Consider the following 17,775-nt stretch of genomic DNA (forward strand, 5'->3'; position numbering starts at 1 on the left):
AAATCCGGATTAACCTGTTACTGCTTTTGAAATATTATGCAATATTCAGAATTTAAATATTAGCCTCGCCGGGCTTCTGCCATAAATTTTCATATCCCTAAAAGGTGGTAGATAAAAATCCTCCGCCTCTTTTTGTTGGGTTACTTAATGCGGGAGTCTGGTACGTTGTTTGGTTAAAGAATATAAGCTAAATAATAGCATCCCTCCTGCTGCTTCGTTTACCAGATTAGTCGTCCCAAAAGATATTTACTTAAAGCATAAAAGCAATTGGTTTATTAAAGTTCTTAACTTAATTTTGGGCCTGATTATAAAGAGTAAAATGCAAAGAGACAGCCTAATATTTGATTTAATCCGTCAGGAAAAAGAACGCCAGATGCATGGTTTGGAACTGATTGCGTCCGAAAACTTTGTTTCGGAGCAGGTAATGCAGGCCATGGGCAGTGAACTAACGAATAAGTATGCCGAAGGATTACCAGGCAAGCGGTATTACGGGGGCTGCGAAATTGTAGACCAGGCGGAGCAATTAGCCATTGACCGGGCAAAAGAATTGTTTAATGCCGCGTGGGTAAACGTGCAGCCGCACTCCGGCGCCCAAGCCAATGCGGCCGTTATGCTGGCTGTATTAAACCCTGGCGATAAAATATTAGGCTTTGATTTAGCGCACGGTGGCCACTTAACTCACGGTTCGCCGGTTAACTTTTCGGGTAAACTTTACCAGCCGGTATTTTACGGCGTAGAGCCCGATACGGGATTAATTGACTGGGAAAAAGTAGCAGATATTGCCCGCCGCGAAAGACCAAAATTAATTATTTGCGGCGCCTCGGCTTATTCCCGCGACTGGAATTACGAAGCTTTACGGGCGGCTGCCGATGAAGTAGATGCTTTATTAATGGCCGATATCTCCCACCCGGCTGGTTTAATTGCCCGTGGTTTATTAAACGACCCTTTTGAATATTGCCATATTATAACCACCACCACCCATAAAACGCTACGTGGGCCACGGGGCGGTATGATAATGCTGGCACAGGACTTTGAAAATCCGTTTGGCCTGAAAACCCCGAAAGGTGAGCTGCGCCTCATGTCATCGGTGCTCGATATGGCGGTTTTCCCGGGTACCCAGGGCGGCCCATTGGAACACGTAATTGCTTCTAAAGCGGTTTCTTTCTTCGAGGCTTTGTCCGATGATTATTTAAACTATATCATCCAGGTGCAGAAAAATGCCAAAGCCCTGGCCAAAGGCTTCACCGACCGCGGCTATAATATTATATCAGGCGGAACCGATAACCATTTGATGTTAATTGATTTGCGCTCGAAGAACCTGTCGGGTAAACAAGCCGAAAATACCCTGATTAAAGCCGATATTACCATCAACAAAAACATGGTGCCGTTCGACGATAAGTCGCCGTTTGTAACTTCCGGTATGCGCATTGGCTCGGCAGCTATTACCACGCGCGGCTTAAAAGAAGCCGATATGGAACGGGTGGTTACCCTGATTGATGACGTGCTGCAAAACCACGAAAATGAATCCAAGATTTCGGCCGTGAAAGGGGAAATTAACAACTGGATGAAGAATTTTCCTTTGTTTAGTTAATATCTTATAAACAGAATCAAGCCCTGTGGCGGAAGAAGAGGAAATAGCCGGCGAGCACGAAATGTCCTTTATTGACCACCTGGAAGAACTCCGGTGGCATATTGTTCGGGCATTAGCTTCCATTGTAGTATTTGCGGTAGGCGCGTTCATGGCCAAAACCTTTGTTTTCCATGATGTAATTCTGGGCCCCTCCCGCACCGATTTTTATACCTACCGTAAATTGTGCCAATTAGGTAATTACCTGGGTAATAAAGATCTGTGTATCGATAAGATCTCGTTTACCTTGCAATCGCGGGAAATGAGTAGCCAGTTTACCACCCACATAACCGTTTCCCTAATTATTGGGCTAATTCTGGCTTTCCCGTATGCCTTCTGGGAAATCTGGCGCTTTATCGAGCCTGGTCTTTACCCGAACGAACGCAAGAACTCGCGGGGAGCGGTATTTTTCGTAACCATTTTGTTTCTGATTGGGGTATTTTTTGGATATTTTATTGCCGCTCCCTTATCCATTAACTTTCTGGCCTCTTACACAGTAGATCCATCTATTCTGAACGAGTTCGATTTGTCGTCTTATATTGGTACGCTTACCCGCATGACCCTGGCCTGCGGTATTATGTTTGAATTGCCCATGATTGTGTATTTCCTGGCTAAAGCGGGCATTGCTTCGCCGGAACTTATGCGGTTATACCGGCGCCATGCCATTGTGGTTATTCTGATAGTAGCCGCCCTTATTTCGCCGCCCGATGTTTTAAGTATGACCATTTTTGCGTTGCCGCTGATAGGGTTATACGAAGTTAGTATATTAATTGCCAAGATAGTACAGCGCAATACGTTAAGACGGCTAAACCAGAGTACTTAGTAGAACCACGATACGAATTCAGAATAGCGCAAAAAGTTAAAGCAGTTAACTTGGTTATATAAGGCTATCGGATATTTCGAAAGTTAAAGGCGGCATTAAACCTGCATTAACCCCAAAGCGCTAAATAATTAACCCACTTAAACTATAAAAGTATGGCCCGGAAAATAGCAATCGGGGGCGATCATGCCGGATATACCTACAAAAGCTTTTTAATTGAGCAGTTGCAGCGCAATGGCTACGAAGTACAGGATTTCGGGCCCGGTTCAGATGCCTCGGTAGATTACCCGGATTATGTTCATCCCTTAGCTACTGCCATGGATAACAACGAATTTGATACCGCTATTCTGGTATGCGGCAGCGGCAACGGCGTAGCTATTACCGCCAATAAACACCCCAAAGTACGGGCGGCCTTGTGCTGGGTACCCGAAATAGCTAAACTAGCCCGCGAACATAATAATGCCAATATATTGTGTATTCCGGCCCGGTTTGTTTCGGAAGAGGTTGCCAAAGAAATGGTGGATGTATTCCTGAATACCGGTTTTGAAGGTGGCCGCCACGCTACCCGGGTAAATAAAATTCCTTGCTGATAATATAATTCTTGTTTTACAATAACTTAAATTTAGAGACGCAATATTTTCTTGCAGGAGATTGTATTAGCGTCTCTCTTATTTTTCTTATCGTACCCGTTTGTAAATTTCTCCCTTCCCGCTTCTTTCGTAACGCGAGAATAAATCCGGAATTTTATAAATTAATTCGGGCATTAAGCCCACCTCGTCTACAATATAATCGGGGGCTGAAATCGCTATATTCCGCCTGATTTTAAATATGCCGTAGTACGTATCTAGTTGCCTGAAATCTTGCCGGGCAAGTTGCCAGTTTAAGTAAGGGGTAGCCGATTGATTGTAGGTATAATAATTTAAATTGTCGCCCAGAACCAGCACTTTCGCATTTTTTACTGCGGCATACCGGGCATCGGGTTGTACCAGCAGCTGCGAAATATTTAGCTTGGTAAAAGGTGTGGCCGGTAATAAAAAGCTATACCGAATAACCACCATGCTACCCAACAGCACCAGGAAGAAAGGTTCGGTAATCCACAAGCGGCCGGAACGCAGAAAAAGATACGTACCAAAATAAGCCGCTGCTGGTAAAAACAATAGCCACGAAATGGCCGAAATGGTTTGCCCGGCCAGGGTAACGAGTAGAGCTACCGTAACCCACCACAACATGAGTTGTAAAAATTTAAGCTGATAATTAAGCGTGGGCGCATTAATAATAGCATGAAAAACGGAAAAGCTTAAAAACAGCAAGGGTATAGCCAGCACCTTAATTAAATCGAGCGGTGGCAGTAGCAGTTTAATGTATAAACTCCAGGCCGAAACCAGGTTAAACTGAACAAAGTTGGGGATAGTATCGGCGTACAGGAAGAACGTGAAAGCCACCGCATACGGAAACAAAAAACCGCAGAGCAGCAACAGCGAACTCCGGAAAGCATTAAAAGCAAAAAAGATAAGCGCCAGAAAAGCCCAGAGCAGAAAAAGCATCAAGGGTAAATAGCAAAGAGCCGCCAGCCCGATTAAAAAGCCGGCTTTAAACAGTTTGGGGTTGCTACTGCCTTCTTTGGACGGAACGATTAAATAATTAATTGAGAAGATCAGGAAGGTTAAACCAAATAATAGGGGCGACAGCAAATCGAACTCAAAAAATATACTGCCAAATACAAAATAGAGGAGGGCCGGTAAAAAGCTTTTCTCCGAAAAGATGCCATTCTGGTTCAAAATGGAATTCAGGCGCATGCCTTGCAAAAATAGAATAACGGATGCCAGTAACCGGTAAACCAGAATATTCCGCCCAAAAACTACATCCAGCAACTGGTAAATGACCGCAGCCAGTGGAGCGGTATTATCGTACACATCGCGGTATAAAGTAGCTCCATCGGCCAGCCGTTCGCCCAAAATCATGTACTTTAATTCAGCCAACGAAAGGGGGAAATTAAATAATATCAGCGGTACCCGGATAGCCAGAAATAGCAGGATTAATACCAGTAGCCGCGAAAGTAATATGCCTTTAAAATAACTTATCAAGGAGCCGAAATATTTGGCGCTTTCATTACAGGTTAAGACGTCCCAAATCAGGAATCCGGCTTTATTAAAATGCCGGACAAGAGGAGGGAAGCGGCTAACGCATAACTAAAGCCGGATAAAAGAGGTAAAAATGGGAAAATAATATGATATTTGCAGCTTCTATGGAAAGTAAACGACAACAAAAGTTTAGCCGGGTATTACAGAAAGAGTTAGCGGAGGTATTTCAGCGCGATGTTTCCCATTTATTTAACGGCGCTTATGTATCTATTACCCTGGTGCGGGTATCGCCGGATTTAGGCGTAGCTAAAATTTACCTGAGTTTGTTACTGGCCAATAACCAGCAGGAGGTGTTGCAATCGATAAAAACCAACACCAAGGCTATCCGGCACGCACTGGCCCAACGCATTAAAAACCAGGTACGGGTAATTCCCGAATTAATATTTTACCTCGATGACAGTGCCGAATATGCTGCGCACATGGATAAAATTATTTCGGGTTTAGATATACCGCCGCCCAGCGAGGACGACGACACCGAGGATGAGAAGACCCGCTAATATATTATTTTAAATGCAGTACGACCCGATTAAACGCGTATTAGGCAATACGTTTAACAAAACACCTTTTCTACGCCGCCTTTTTTATAACCTGCTCGATTTGCTGTTGCTGCGCACCTGGCACGTACACAAAGAACTAAGAGCTTGGGCGCAAGGTAAAAAAGATAAAGCGCAGCATATACTGGATGCCGGTTCTGGTTTTGGCCAATATACTTATTATTTATCGGGCCTGAGCACCGCCTGGAAAATATCGGCTGTAGATGTAAAAGAAGAGCAGATAGCCGACAGTAATCAGTTTTTTACCCGGATTGGGCGCAGCCGGCAGGTGAAATTTTCGGTAGCCGATTTGGTTACCTTCCGCCAGCCCAACGCTTATGATTTAGCGCTCTCGGTAGATGTAATGGAGCATATTCTGGAGGACGTAGAAGTTTTTCGTAATATTCAGGCTTCGTTAAGGCCGGGCGGGATGCTACTGATTTCTACGCCATCGGACCAGGGGGGCTCCGATGTGCACGGCGATGACGAAAGCTCATTTATAGAAGAACACGTGCGCGATGGTTACAACATAAACGAAATTCAGGATAAATTAAGGTTAGCCGGCTTCTCAAAAGTACAGGCCCGTTATTCTTACGGCAAACCCGGCCAGATTTCCTGGCGCTTGTCTATGAAATACCCCATTCTGATGCTGGGTAAATCAAAAGCTTTTTTCTTGCTGCTGCCGTTTTATTATTTAATTACTTTTCCTTTTTGCCTCGTGCTTAACTGGCTCGATGCCAATCAAACGCACCCAACCGGCACCGGCTTAATTGTGAAAGCCTGGAAGTAAATTAATTGTTGCATTGTTTAATTGTTTAATTGTTTAATTGTTGATTGTAACAAGTAATCTTTTAAGGAATATTATCTTCTTTTATCATGAGCATTAACTAAGCTAATATTTTGCCGTTAAGCTCACAACAATTTAACCATTAAGCAATTCAACAACTAAAAAAATGAATGTTCCTTTTCTGATAGCCAGACGCTACTTCCGTTCTAAAAAGAAGAGGAATATTATCAGCATTATCTCTAATATTTCGATGATTGGGGTGGCGGTTGGTTCAGCGGCCTTAATTATTGTATTGTCGGTGTTTAATGGCCTGGAAGATCTGATTCGGAGTATTTATGGCAGTTTCGACCCGGACCTGCGGGTAACTGCTGTTAAAGGCAAATCTTTCGAAACAAATGCCGCTTTTTTAGAACGTCTGCAGAAAACCCCCGGCGTAGAATTCTTAACCGAAGTAATTGAAGATAATGCGCTGTTGCGCTACGAAAACCGCCAGAAAGTAATTAAGCTAAAAGGTGTAACGAATAATTTCTTCGGTCAGAACAAAATAGATTCGTCGGTAATAGAAGGCGATTACCGGTTGCGCCGCAACGGCTACAATTATGCTTTAATTGGGCGGGGGGTGCAGTACGAGTTGTCTATCAGGGTGCAGAATGCCATTATTCCCATGCACCTGCTGTATCCCAAAAATAAAAAGAAAGTATCTTTATCGCTCGACCCCGAAGACGCCTTCAACGAAAAATCGATAATGGTAGGAGGGGTGTTTGTAATAGAAAAGCAGTACGACGACAATTATGTTTTTGTGCCTTTAGCATTTGCACAGGAGTTGATGGATTACGGCAACCGGCGAACTTCCCTGGAAATAAAAGTAAAGCCCGACCAGTCGGTCAAGCGCGTACAGCAGCAATTAAAAGAAATTTTGGGGCCGGATTTTAAGGTCCTGAACAGCGATGAACAACACGTGAGCCTGCTGCGGGCCGTTAAGGTAGAGAAGATGTTTGTTTTTCTCACATTTGCATTCATTCTGCTCATTGCGTCTATTAACATCTTTTTCTCGCTCTCCATGCTGGTGATTGATAAGAAAAAAGATATTGCTATTTTAACGGCAATGGGCGCGAGCCCTAAAATAATCCGGAATATATTTTTAGCCGAAGGTAGCATTGTAGCCGTAATTGGAGCCATTACCGGCTTACTTATTGGGTTTGGGGTTTGTTGGGTACAGCAAACCTATGGCATTATATCCATGGGGATGGCTACCGCGCTCGTAGATGCCTATCCGGTAAAAATGCAGTTGATCGACTTTTTACTAACTGGCCTCACTATCATTATCATAACGCTACTGGTTTCCATCCGTCCGGCCATTAAAGCAGCGGCCGTTGATCCCAAAACCACCTTATAAAATACAACTTATCTTTACATTGTACTATTTACAAGAAGCCTGATTTAAGGCCTTTGTCTTGATAAATATTTACTATTTGCTATTTATTTTTTCAAAAACTGAAGTAAAAAGTAAGTTTTACAAAAAAATAATTGGGTAAATGCCTTTGGTTTAAAGAAAAATGTTAATTTGGAAGTCTGATATTTTGGAAAATCATGAAGGTATTCACCACGCAGCCTTTTGCTGTTATCTATTCGCTATTCGCCCACGAATACCTGGGGTATTTGTTCGAGTCGTTTGTGGTGCAGGTAAACACCAAGCAGCAACTTACTTTACAGCACCAGAACATTTCGCCCAAAAACGCCGATGAGTTTTCTTCTCGTCTGGATGCTACTGATTATAAGTTAATTAGTCTTGTTGAGCAAATTCAGCAGGAGGCCGTGGTAAAGAAGTTTTCGGCAAAAAAGACAACGGTAGCAGACTTCTTCCTGAAAACTTTTGATGCAGAGAAAGGCGATAAAGTGCTGCAGGATACTATCTGTCGGTACGTGCAAGGACGCATGGCCAAAATATTGGATTTGTTGCGCCACGATAAGCAAGTGTTTATTATGGGCAAAGACGGCGAACCTACCTGGAAGGAGATTAAACTGGCGCCCGAAAAAGCCAGCATTTTATTTCATTTCCGGCGCAACGAAGAAAACACCCATTATTTTCCCACGATTAAATACGCCGGCGAGAAGCTGGAATTCCAGTACAAAGATGCGGTGTTGGTGTGCAACGAGCCAGCCTGGTTACTTTTAGATGGCGTGCTTTACAGTTTTCAGAAAGATGTGGATGGCAAAAAGCTGCAGCCTTTTCTGAACAAGAAATTTATTTTAATTCCCCGCAAGGTAGAAGAAGCTTACTACGAAAAATTTGTGGCGCCGCTGGTAGAGCAGTTTGATGTGTACGCCAAAGGTTTTGATATCCGTTCGGAGAAATATGCGCCCAGTCCTTATTTAACTTTTTCGGAAATTGCCGAGAATGATAATGCTCCGCAACTTTTTGTAAATGGCAACGGCCACCTGAACGGCAATGGGCTGAATAAAAATACCAGCAACGTTAAAATATTATTTCATTTGTCGTTTAAGTACGGCGAATATTCGGTTTCTACCCAGGACCTGAAGCGGGTTAGCGTAAGCCTGGAAAAAACACCGGACTCGTACGTGTTTCACCGGCTTATCCGGGATATTGAGAGAGAAAAGAACTTAATTAAGGAATTAGGCAACCGGGCGCTGGAGGTTAAAAACGGCAAAGCTTACTTAGATAAAAACTTGGCTTTTGCCTGGCTGGCCGCTCATGCGCAGGAATTACAGGAGCAGGGCTTTACCATTAAGCAGCTCAACGGCGGCACTAAAAATTATTTTATTGGTGAGGTTAGGGTAAGCGTGGGAATTCGCGAAAATACCGATTGGTTTGATATTTACGGTACGGTGCATTTCGGGGAGTTTGAAATTCCGTTTATCAAGCTTAAAAGTTATATCTTAAACCGTAAAAACGAGTTTCGGCTGCCCAATGGCCAAATTGCCATTATTCCGGAAGAATGGTTTACCCAATATATTGAGTTATTCGCTTTTTCGGATGGCGACGATACCGAACTTACCCTGCGCAAGCACCACATGGCGCTGGTAAACGAGCTGCAGAACGGAAACCTGGCTGTGGTAACCATGAGCCGCAAACTGGAAAAGCTGCGCGAATTCGAAACTATTGAAGATAAGCCTATGCCGGTTGGGTTTAAAGGCGAACTGCGGCCTTACCAGAAAGCCGGCTACAACTGGCTGCACTTTGTAAAAGATTATAAGTTTGGCGGCTGCCTTGCCGACGATATGGGCTTGGGAAAAACGGTGCAAACGCTGGCCATGCTGCAGTTTCAGAAAGAGAATGGGGCCCAGAGTGCTTCTTTGCTGGTAATGCCCACCTCGCTCATTTATAACTGGCTGAACGAGGCGCAACGCTTTACGCCGGGTTTACGCATTTTAAATTATACCGGCACTTACCGCGAGAAAACAGTTTCGCAATTTAAACACTATGACCTGGTTTTAACTTCCTACGGGATTGTACGCTTGGACAAGGAACTGCTCAAAGGATATTTATTCGATTACATTATTCTGGATGAATCACAATCAATTAAAAATCCGGGTTCTAATACGTCTTTGGCCGTGCGGGAGCTTAAATCGAAACACAAGCTTATATTAACGGGTACCCCCGTCGAAAACAGCACCATGGATTTATGGTCGCAGATGTCGTTTATTAACCCGGGCTTATTGGGTAATCAGGCTTTTTTTAAAGAAGAGTTTTTAAAACCGATTGAAAAAGAAAAAGATGAGGTTAAAACCAAAAAGCTGCACTCGCTCATTAAGCCTTTTATTCTGCGCCGCCACAAATCGCAGGTAGCTAAAGAACTGCCCGAGAAAATAGAGCAGCTAACGTACTGCAAAATGACCGAGGAGCAGGAGCAGGCCTACGAAGAAACCAAATCGTTTTACCGGAATAAAATATTAAAAGGGCTGGAAGAGCAAGGCACCGTAAATACCCAGTTTATGCTGTTACAGGGCCTGATGAAGCTCCGCCAGATCGCCAATCACCCGCGCCTGGCCGATACCGCTTACGAAGGCGAATCGGGCAAGATGAAGGAAATATTGCGCATGATCCGGAATGTGGTAGGGAAGGGGCACAAGGTTTTAATATTCAGCCAGTTTGTGAAACACCTGGATATTGTGCGGGCGGCCCTGGATGAGCGCCATATTACCTACACGTATTTAGATGGCAACACCAAAAACCGGCAACAGCAGGTAGACCGCTTCCAGACCGACGAAAGCATCCGGGTATTTTTAATATCGCTGAAAGCCGGCGGCGTGGGTTTAAACTTAACGGCTGCCGACTACGTGTTTATCCTCGACCCCTGGTGGAATCCGGCTATTGAAGCCCAGGCCGTTGACCGGGCACACCGCATTGGCCAGCAGAATACGGTATTTACTTACAAATTTATTTCAAAAGATACGGTAGAAGAGAAAATACTGGCCCTGCAGAACAAAAAGCTGCAGCTTGTAACCGACCTTATTTCTACGGACGAAAGCGTAATCAAAAATTTAACCAAGGCTGATATCGAGAGTCTGCTGTCGTAGGTTTAGAGTTGTTAGTGATTAGTAATTAGTAATTAGTAATAGTGATTAGTGATTAGCCTTTAATAGATGAAGAGACGGAGGGAGACGGTGAGTTCTGTTCATGTTCTGGCATTTACCATTTACTTGGTTAGCTGAGCAACAGGTATATATTTTCTGGCGGATAACCTTTTATCTTGCAAAATTGTTGTTTAAGAGATAAAAGGAAACGCAGCTTTGAAAATAGCCATACATACCCCGGTAAACCAGGATTACCTTTCGGTTTTCAGAAAATTTGACCAGAAGCTGTTTCTACAACTGGCCCCACCATTTCCGGGATTTAAATTATTACGGTTCGATGGGAGCCAGCCCGGCGATCGGGTGGCAGTACAATTGAATTTCTGGTTGTTCCGGCAAACCTGGACGAGTGTGATAACCGAAAGTAAAACCACAGCCCAGCAGGCTTACTTTATAGACCAAGGCCAGCAGTTACCCTGGCCATTAAAGTTCTGGCGGCACCAACACCTGATTAAAAGCAATCCGGCCGGCGGGGCCATTATCTCTGACCTAATTCAGTACCGCACGGCTTTCCGGCTATTCGATTTATTGATTTACCCGTTTATGCTGGCCCAGTTTAGTTATCGCAAGCCTATTTACCGGCGATATTTTAGGTAATAAATTACTTATTTCTCCAGCATTTCACGGGAAATATTTTCCCATTCCTGCGCCAAAGATACCTGCGGCATTTTACGCCCGGCCCGGTTGTACCAATAATTCGCGTTCCAGTTGTCGCCTTCTTTGCGGTGCAAATACGCATGAATAAGGCAATGCGCGGGCGTATTAACTTCCTGCGCAATTTCGTGGGATTGGTGCCAATTGCCTTTGCCATCGTACCACAACGCTTGCAATTCTTTGCTTAAACCTTTTGGCGGAGCATCTTGGGTTAACGAAGCTTTAAAATCATCTAAAGTCATGTGGTTGTAATAATAAGTACGACGGCAAATTTAGTTATTATACGCTAACCTCCCGTCAGCATTAGCTATCTCTACTTATGTCACTCCTAAATCGGTATAAATAATAAACCTAACTTACCTAAACAATATAACTCAGCTAGGCCTCCTCTCCTGAAGCTATGAACCTTCCATATTATAACTTACAACTTAACACTTATTACTTACTACTTTCTTACAGGGGCTTAAAATACGGGAATGCCATAGCCATGCGGTTGCCCAAGTTAAGCATCGTCTCGTGCATATTATTGCCCAGGCCGGCCGTCAGGAGGCGCTCAAACTGCCAAAGCAATTCGTTGTTTCTGCCGTCGTAAATATTTACGGTGGCGGTACCGGCGCTGGGTCCAACCAATCCTTTCGAGCGCCGCAGGTTTTCCAATGTTTTGGCTTCGGCTACCAGTTTTTCGTCCCGGACAATGCTACAGGTAATAATTGCATCTACACCCAGCAAGGCGGCCAATTTAGCTGCAGGGGTACTTTTTAATTTATCGGGAGTTAGGTCGTTTTCTGAAAGAATACGTTGTGTTTCCGATATGTCCTGAAAATTAATGTTATAACGATGCATTACTTTTTCTTTCTGCAACGAAGCAAATAGAATAGGGTAGGCATTTTTAGCCTCTACAAAAGCCCGGTGGTTTAGGTCCTGGGCCGGCATATGACTTATTTCGTTCTGATCAATAATAATTTCCACGGGCAAAATAGCTACCTGGTGGTGTTTCTGGGTAAGTTCTTTAAATTTAATATGCGTATATATTTTCCGGACACCACTCTCTACCGATTTAAAAGTTAACTTCTGCAGGTTTAGCCAGGGTTGCCGGAAATTAACATCCGGTGCAGGTTGGGTGGTTTGGGCCCGGCTGTGATGGTACGCCAGGCAAAGGTTGAAGCAAAGCAAAAAGAGTAAACGTTTTTTCATGTGGTGTTTTTTAAGGGTATAACTTATTATGGTTCTTTAATATAGTAATTTATTTAGAATATAATAAACCGAGCAGGTCACAGAAAAAGCAAAACCATTTAATCTTTTTCTGGTTATCTCACCAATACTAAAAGTTCTGTAGTTTAACCTTGTGAAAAAAGCAGCTATTATTGGTGCCGGAATAGGAGGCATTGCCACGGCTATCCGGCTGGCGGTAAAAGGCTATGCGGTAACCGTATTTGAGGCCAGTTCTACCTTTGGCGGTAAAATGAAAGAATTTGTGCAGGACGATTTTCGTTTTGATACGGGTCCGTCGTTGTTTACCATGCCGCACCTGGTTGACGAATTATTTACCCTGGCAGGCCGGAACCCAACCGATTATTTCCGGTACCAGCGCCTGGATGTTATTACCCAATATTTTTTTGCCGATGGTACCCGCTTAACGGCTTACGCCCAACCAGCTAAATTTGCGGCCGAAGTAGAAGAAAAATTAGGCGTACCCGCCGTTCAGGTGAAAGCGTACTTAGAAAAGAGTGCCCGTACTTACGAGGCGACGGCACCTACCTTTCTTTACAAATCGTTACATAAAATAAGTACTTACCTGAGTCCGGATGTTTTGAAAACCTTACCGGCATTACCGGCGCTGGGGCTTACCACCACCATGCACGCGGCCAACGCCCAGGCTTTTCCGGATAACCGGCTGGTACAACTGCTCGATAGATTTGCCACTTACAATGGTTCCGACCCTTATCAGGCGCCGGCTACTTTAAACCTGATTCCGCACCTGGAGCATAACCTGGGGGCTTTTTATCCGGAGGGAGGAATTTATGCCATTGCGCAGAGCTTGGTTAGGTTAGCCGAAGAACTGGGTGTAGTTTTTCTTTACGATCAGCCAGTAAACGAAATTATTACCCAGGATGATAACGTTACCGGTATCCGGACAACTGCCGGCGCACTGGATTTTGATGTGGTGGTAAGTAACATGGATGTGGTGCCAACTTACCGCCGGTTACTGCCGCACCTGAAAGCACCCGAAAAAACCTTGCAGCAGCCCCGTTCCAGTTCGGCTTTAATATATTACTGGGGCATCCGGCAAACCTTTCCGGAACTACATCTGCATAATATTTTCTTCAGCCAGAATTACCAGCAGGAGTTTCAGCACATTTTCAGGGAGAAAGATATTAGTCCCGACCCAACGGTGTATGTAAATATTACCTCCAAGTATACCCCCACCGATGCGCCGCCGGGCGGTGAGAACTGGTTTGTAATGGTTAATGTGCCGCATAACGCCGGGCAGGATTGGAATACGCTAATCCGGGTTACACGTGAGACTATAATTCAGAAAATTTCCAGCGTTTTAAATATTGATTTAGCCGGCTTAATCGCTACCGAACGGGTATGGGACCCGGTAGGAATTGAGGCCGATACTTCTTCTTTTGCCGGTGCTTTGTACGGCAGTTCTTCTAATAACCGGATGGCCGCTTTTCTACGGCATCCCAATTTTACTTCGGGCGTTAAAGGCTTATATTTCTGCGGGGGCAGCGTGCACCCGGGCGGCGGCATCCCTTTGTGTTTGCTTTCGGCCAGAATAGTAAGCGATTTGGCCCCCAATGGTAGTACCGCATGAGAGATAAAAAATTAGCTTTAGCCGTTTTTGTTTTAGTTGTTTTTCATATTGTTGGTTTTTACGGTCTGGCCTTTAGCCATAATCCAGGCTGGTTTCGGCAGCTGTCGGCGCTTAACCTGCTGCTTACCAATTTTTTATTGTTCAGTTTTCATAAAACCTGGACACTTTCTTTTGCCTTATTTGTAATGGTGGTTTTGCTCGCAGGCTTTTTTTCGGAAGTAATTGGGGTGCACACGGGCTTACTCTTTGGCGATTACACTTATGGCGACGGCCTGGGGCTTAAACTTTGGGAGATACCGGTAATTATTGCTATTAACTGGCTTTACCTCGTGTATAGTACAGCGGTCCTGGTTCAGCGGCTGCCGGTATCATGGCTTTTTAAAGCCTTGCTGGCAGCTGCGCTTATGGTATTTCTGGATATGCTGATAGAACCCGTTGCGGCTGTATTAGATTACTGGACCTGGCAGGAATACCGCATTCCGGCTAGTAATTACTGGGGCTGGTTAGGAGTAGCTTTTATTTTACAGGTAATTGCTCAAAAAACACCTTTCCGAAAAGAAAACCCCATGGCTCCGTACATCTACGGCGTGCAGGTCCTGTTTTTTATTGGGTTGAATCTGATGTTGTAAGTTATTACAAAAAAGATATTACTCTTTAGACACCTCCGAACTGGCCAATAAGGCTTCTAAAGCGTTTGCAGCCTCTTGTAATTCATTAAAATGAACGCTTGAAACAACTTGGCCGCTGCTAACTAAACTCTGGACTTCTTTATTTATAGTAGTTGATATTGCATGTGCTTTTTGGAGTTTGAGAGCGGTTTCTTCTAAGTCTATAGTTGTTATTCTAAGTTCGAAATGAGCGTTAACTAACTTGGCCAAAGCCTTCAGCGATTCCAGCTTTTGTTCAGAAAGCTCCCGCGGCCGGTTATCGATTACGCAAAGGGTACCCAAGGCGTGTCCGGCGGTATCTTTTACCGGTACCCCGGCATAGAACACCACGTGTGGTTCGCCGGTAGTCAGCGGGTTATCGTGGAAACGTTCGTCGTAGCGGGCATCCGGCACTATAAAAGGTTCGTCGGGATTAATAATGGCATGCGCGCAAAAAGAATATTCTCGCGGGGTTTCTTCTATGTGTAGGCCTTGCTTGGATTTAAACCACTGCCGGTTTTCATCTATCAGCGTAAGGAGCGCAATAGGCGTGCCGCATATCTCTGACGCTATTTTGGTAATATCATCGTACACCTTTTCCGGTAAAGTGTCAAGTAGACGATGGGCCGAAAGTGCATTTAAGCGCGCAGGCTCATCCGAAGGCATTGGTGCAGACTTCATAAACTGGTTCTTATTTAACTAACTGAAAACTTTATAATTTCTTTACTTCTAGTTTTGAATATACGGGGAAATACAATTTTGGTAGTAATAAAAAACCCTGCGTTTTGAAGAATCCTGAAAATAAAATTAAGAATAGTTCTGGGCTTCAGATACAGTGTAATTAGTTAAATTAATATTTTCTGCTAATTATTTATTCCATTCGATAACAGATTGCAGAGGTTAAAGTTTGGCATAATTCGCGATTTATTCCTGTTTTGCACTTACGTATTAAGTTAGTTCCTTTAGGGTATTGGCGGCTTGCAATAACTTATGATAATGGTTTGGCTGGTCGGGCTGGCTATTATTGGTTAATGTTTGTACCTTTCTCCAAATGGTATTTGCCGTTAATTTTGCCATTTGAAGTTTCTGTTGGCCCTCAGTTAGGCGTAACTTCTTCTTTCTTAATTCAAAATGTGTATTAATTAACTTAGCCAAGGCTTTTAATGACTCAATTTTATCATCCGAAAGCTCCCGGGGCCGGTTATCGATTACGCAAAGGGTTCCCAAGGCGTGTCCGGCGGTATCTTTTACCGGTACCCCGGCATAGAACACCACGTGTGGTTCGCCGGTAGTCAGCGGGTTATCGTGGAAACGCTCGTCGTAGCGGGCATCCGGCACTATGAAAGGTTCGTCGGGATTAATAATGGCATGCGCGCAAAAAGAATATTCCCGCAGGGTTTCGGCGGCACTTAATCCTTGCTTGGCCTTAAACCATTGCCGCTTTTCATCTACTAAAGATAATAGCGCGATAGGCGTACCGCATATTTCGGAAGCAATCCGGGTTATATCATCGTATACCTCCTCTGGTAAGGTATCCAGTAACTGGTGTTCGCTAAGTGATTTTAACCGAGCCTCCTCATTCTCAGGAATTGGTGCCGACTTCATAATAATTTATTATTCAGTTAAAAGATTCTTCCCTACTAATAGGCATTTTCTTCGCCCCTGATGGCGTTGTAAACGGTTAAGAACATGATCCGGATGTCGAGCCATAGGCTCCAGTTTTCCAGGTACCACAGGTCGTATTCCACGCGTTTCTTAATATGGTAAAGTTCTGTTATCTCACCTCTGAAACCATTAACCTGGGCCCAGCCGGTTATACCGGGTTTTAAAAACTGCCGTATCATATAATCATCTGCCTGATTTGAAAAATCTACGGTATGCTTCAGCATATGCGGTCTGGGACCCACAATACTCATTTCTCCTTTTAATACATTTACAAATTGCGGAAATTCGTCCAGGCTGGTTTTGCGTAATATTCTGCCAATCCGGGTAACCCGCATATCATTTTTTGTAGCCTGTTTGCTGGGGTCATTATTTTCACCCATACTCCGGAATTTGTAGCATTTGAAGGGCTTATTGTCTTTACCGCTGCGCAACTGGCTAAATATAATAGGCCCTTTAGATTCAAGCTTAATTAATATTCCGATGAGTGGAAATAACCAGGAGAGAATAAAAATAACTACAAATAAGCTAACGGCTATATCAAAGGCTCTTTTATTAAACCGGTTTATTTCTTCCTCCAGCGGTTCTCGCCTTACCGTCAGAATAGGCAGGTCGTTTAAATAATCAATATGTATAGGCCGGTCAATGAAATAAGAAAAATCTGGTACTATTTTAAACCGAATCAGGTCCTTATCGGCCTGCTTCATCATGTTATAAACCTTATGGTTATTCTCTGGCATAATAGTCGAATAAATTTCGTTAACCTGTAACTGATTTGAGATGGTCAAGGCTTCATCTAAATTATTGAAAACCGGAAGTTTTGTAGTTCCAGTAGCGCTGACTTTATCATCCACATATCCTACAATGTTAGCTCCAAAACCTTGCCGTTCCAGGTAAGCGGTAAGTTTTTTAGCTACCTGGTTGTTTCCTAAAATCAAGATTTTTCTTTGTAGGTGAACGCTTCTTTTAACCCATTCTTTAATAGAGAAATAAATAAAGCGGTTAATGATTAAGCCGAACAGAAAAGCAAAGACCGTAAAAAAGACCAAAGGTCTTGAAAGCTGTACCAGCCGGGGCAAAAACATGTAAAGCAAATTAAGGCCGGCCCATAATGCATAAACACGGAAAGTAGCTTTTAAGAAGTTTTCGAAATAAGAGATATTTTCAGTAGCGTAAACTTTTCCAAACCAGGCTAACAGAAACCAAAATCCGTTCATAGCAAGCCAATATTGGGCATAACGCATAAAGTATTGCGATTCCGGATCCTCTTCAAAAATACTTTGGGCTAGGAAATAGATTAAATTTAAAACAATTATATCTAGCAGGAGGAAGAACAGTTGTAAAAACCGCTTAAATGACCTATTCATATATATTATTATTAATCTTAGACTTCATTCCATAATATAAAATAAAAAAGAAGTATTTAAGCGATTTTAATAAAGTTAATTTATAAACAATAACAAAGATGCATTGTTTACCAGATTAGTAAC

Annotated in this window: 16 protein-coding genes; 10 read left to right on the forward strand and 6 right to left on the reverse strand. The window is 43.5% G+C overall.

Annotated elements, in window-relative coordinates; translation table 11 throughout:
* Positions 1-319: 319 nt before the first annotated feature.
* From glyA to rpiB, 3 genes are all read left to right on the forward strand, one after another.
* Positions 320-1,591 carry a serine hydroxymethyltransferase gene (gene glyA / locus AAE02nite_RS18365; protein ID WP_174761969.1) on the forward strand — a complete coding sequence of 424 codons (1,272 nt, stop codon included), beginning with the start codon at positions 320-322 and terminating at the stop codon, positions 1,589-1,591.
* 25 nt (positions 1,592-1,616) lie between these two features.
* Positions 1,617-2,450, forward strand: coding sequence for a twin-arginine translocase subunit TatC (gene tatC, locus AAE02nite_RS18370; protein ID WP_307725555.1), 834 nt, complete (start codon positions 1,617-1,619; stop codon positions 2,448-2,450).
* Between the two features lie 152 nt (positions 2,451-2,602).
* Complete coding sequence (gene rpiB, locus AAE02nite_RS18375) at positions 2,603-3,037, forward strand: ribose 5-phosphate isomerase B (RefSeq protein ID WP_146901126.1); 435 nt, start codon at positions 2,603-2,605, stop codon at positions 3,035-3,037.
* Positions 3,038-3,124: 87 nt separating this feature from the next.
* Here rpiB and AAE02nite_RS18380 read toward each other — a convergent pair whose 3' ends face one another.
* Positions 3,125-4,531, reverse strand: coding sequence for a hypothetical protein (locus AAE02nite_RS18380; RefSeq protein WP_146901129.1), 1,407 nt, complete (start codon positions 4,529-4,531; stop codon positions 3,125-3,127).
* Positions 4,532-4,692: 161 nt separating this feature from the next.
* Between AAE02nite_RS18380 and rbfA the strand changes: the two genes are divergently transcribed.
* From rbfA to AAE02nite_RS18405, 5 genes are all read left to right on the forward strand, one after another.
* A complete protein-coding gene (gene rbfA, locus AAE02nite_RS18385) occupies positions 4,693-5,085 on the forward strand; it encodes a 30S ribosome-binding factor RbfA (protein WP_146901132.1) in 393 nt (130 codons plus the stop codon).
* 13 nt (positions 5,086-5,098) lie between these two features.
* Positions 5,099-5,911: a class I SAM-dependent methyltransferase gene (locus AAE02nite_RS18390; RefSeq protein ID WP_146901133.1), complete on the forward strand. Its 813-nt coding sequence runs from the start codon at positions 5,099-5,101 to the stop codon at positions 5,909-5,911.
* Between the two features lie 163 nt (positions 5,912-6,074).
* Entirely contained in the window at positions 6,075-7,304 is a 1,230-nt protein-coding gene (locus AAE02nite_RS18395) for an ABC transporter permease (RefSeq protein WP_146901135.1), read from the forward strand.
* Positions 7,305-7,498: 194 nt separating this feature from the next.
* Positions 7,499-10,447, forward strand: a complete 2,949-nt coding sequence (locus AAE02nite_RS18400) for a DEAD/DEAH box helicase (RefSeq protein ID WP_146901137.1) — start codon at positions 7,499-7,501, stop codon at positions 10,445-10,447.
* 213 nt (positions 10,448-10,660) lie between these two features.
* Entirely contained in the window at positions 10,661-11,098 is a 438-nt protein-coding gene (locus tag AAE02nite_RS18405) for an SRPBCC family protein (protein ID WP_146901139.1), read from the forward strand.
* 8 nt (positions 11,099-11,106) lie between these two features.
* On the opposite strand, the gene AAE02nite_RS18410 is transcribed toward AAE02nite_RS18405, so the two are convergent.
* Positions 11,107-11,397: a hypothetical protein gene (locus AAE02nite_RS18410; RefSeq protein WP_146901141.1), complete on the reverse strand. Its 291-nt coding sequence runs from the start codon at positions 11,395-11,397 to the stop codon at positions 11,107-11,109.
* A 211-nt stretch (positions 11,398-11,608) separates the two neighbouring features.
* Positions 11,609-12,349: a hypothetical protein gene (locus AAE02nite_RS18415; RefSeq protein ID WP_146901143.1), complete on the reverse strand. Its 741-nt coding sequence runs from the start codon at positions 12,347-12,349 to the stop codon at positions 11,609-11,611.
* A 151-nt stretch (positions 12,350-12,500) separates the two neighbouring features.
* On the opposite strand from AAE02nite_RS18415, the gene crtD reads away from it, so the two are divergent.
* Positions 12,501-13,976, forward strand: a complete 1,476-nt coding sequence (gene crtD / locus AAE02nite_RS18420; protein ID WP_146901145.1) for a 1-hydroxycarotenoid 3,4-desaturase CrtD — start codon at positions 12,501-12,503, stop codon at positions 13,974-13,976.
* Positions 13,973-14,605, forward strand: coding sequence for a carotenoid biosynthesis protein (locus AAE02nite_RS18425; protein WP_146901148.1), 633 nt, complete (start codon positions 13,973-13,975; stop codon positions 14,603-14,605). Before crtD ends, AAE02nite_RS18425 begins: the two co-directional genes overlap by 4 nt.
* Before the next feature lie 18 nt (positions 14,606-14,623).
* Here AAE02nite_RS18425 and AAE02nite_RS18430 read toward each other — a convergent pair whose 3' ends face one another.
* From AAE02nite_RS18430 to AAE02nite_RS18440, 3 genes are all read right to left on the reverse strand, one after another.
* Positions 14,624-15,304: a GAF domain-containing protein gene (locus AAE02nite_RS18430; RefSeq protein ID WP_146901151.1), complete on the reverse strand. Its 681-nt coding sequence runs from the start codon at positions 15,302-15,304 to the stop codon at positions 14,624-14,626.
* A 267-nt stretch (positions 15,305-15,571) separates the two neighbouring features.
* Positions 15,572-16,228 (reverse strand): GAF domain-containing protein, encoded by a 657-nt coding sequence (locus tag AAE02nite_RS18435; protein ID WP_146901154.1) that lies wholly within the window; start codon positions 16,226-16,228, stop codon positions 15,572-15,574.
* 35 nt (positions 16,229-16,263) lie between these two features.
* On the reverse strand, positions 16,264-17,652 hold the full coding sequence (locus AAE02nite_RS18440) for an undecaprenyl-phosphate glucose phosphotransferase (protein WP_146901157.1): 1,389 nt from the start codon (positions 17,650-17,652) through the stop codon (positions 16,264-16,266).
* Positions 17,653-17,775: the final 123 nt, after the last annotated feature.

It is taken from the genome of Adhaeribacter aerolatus (genome assembly GCF_007991635.1).
Classification (GTDB): Bacteria; Bacteroidota; Bacteroidia; order Cytophagales; family Hymenobacteraceae; genus Adhaeribacter; species Adhaeribacter aerolatus.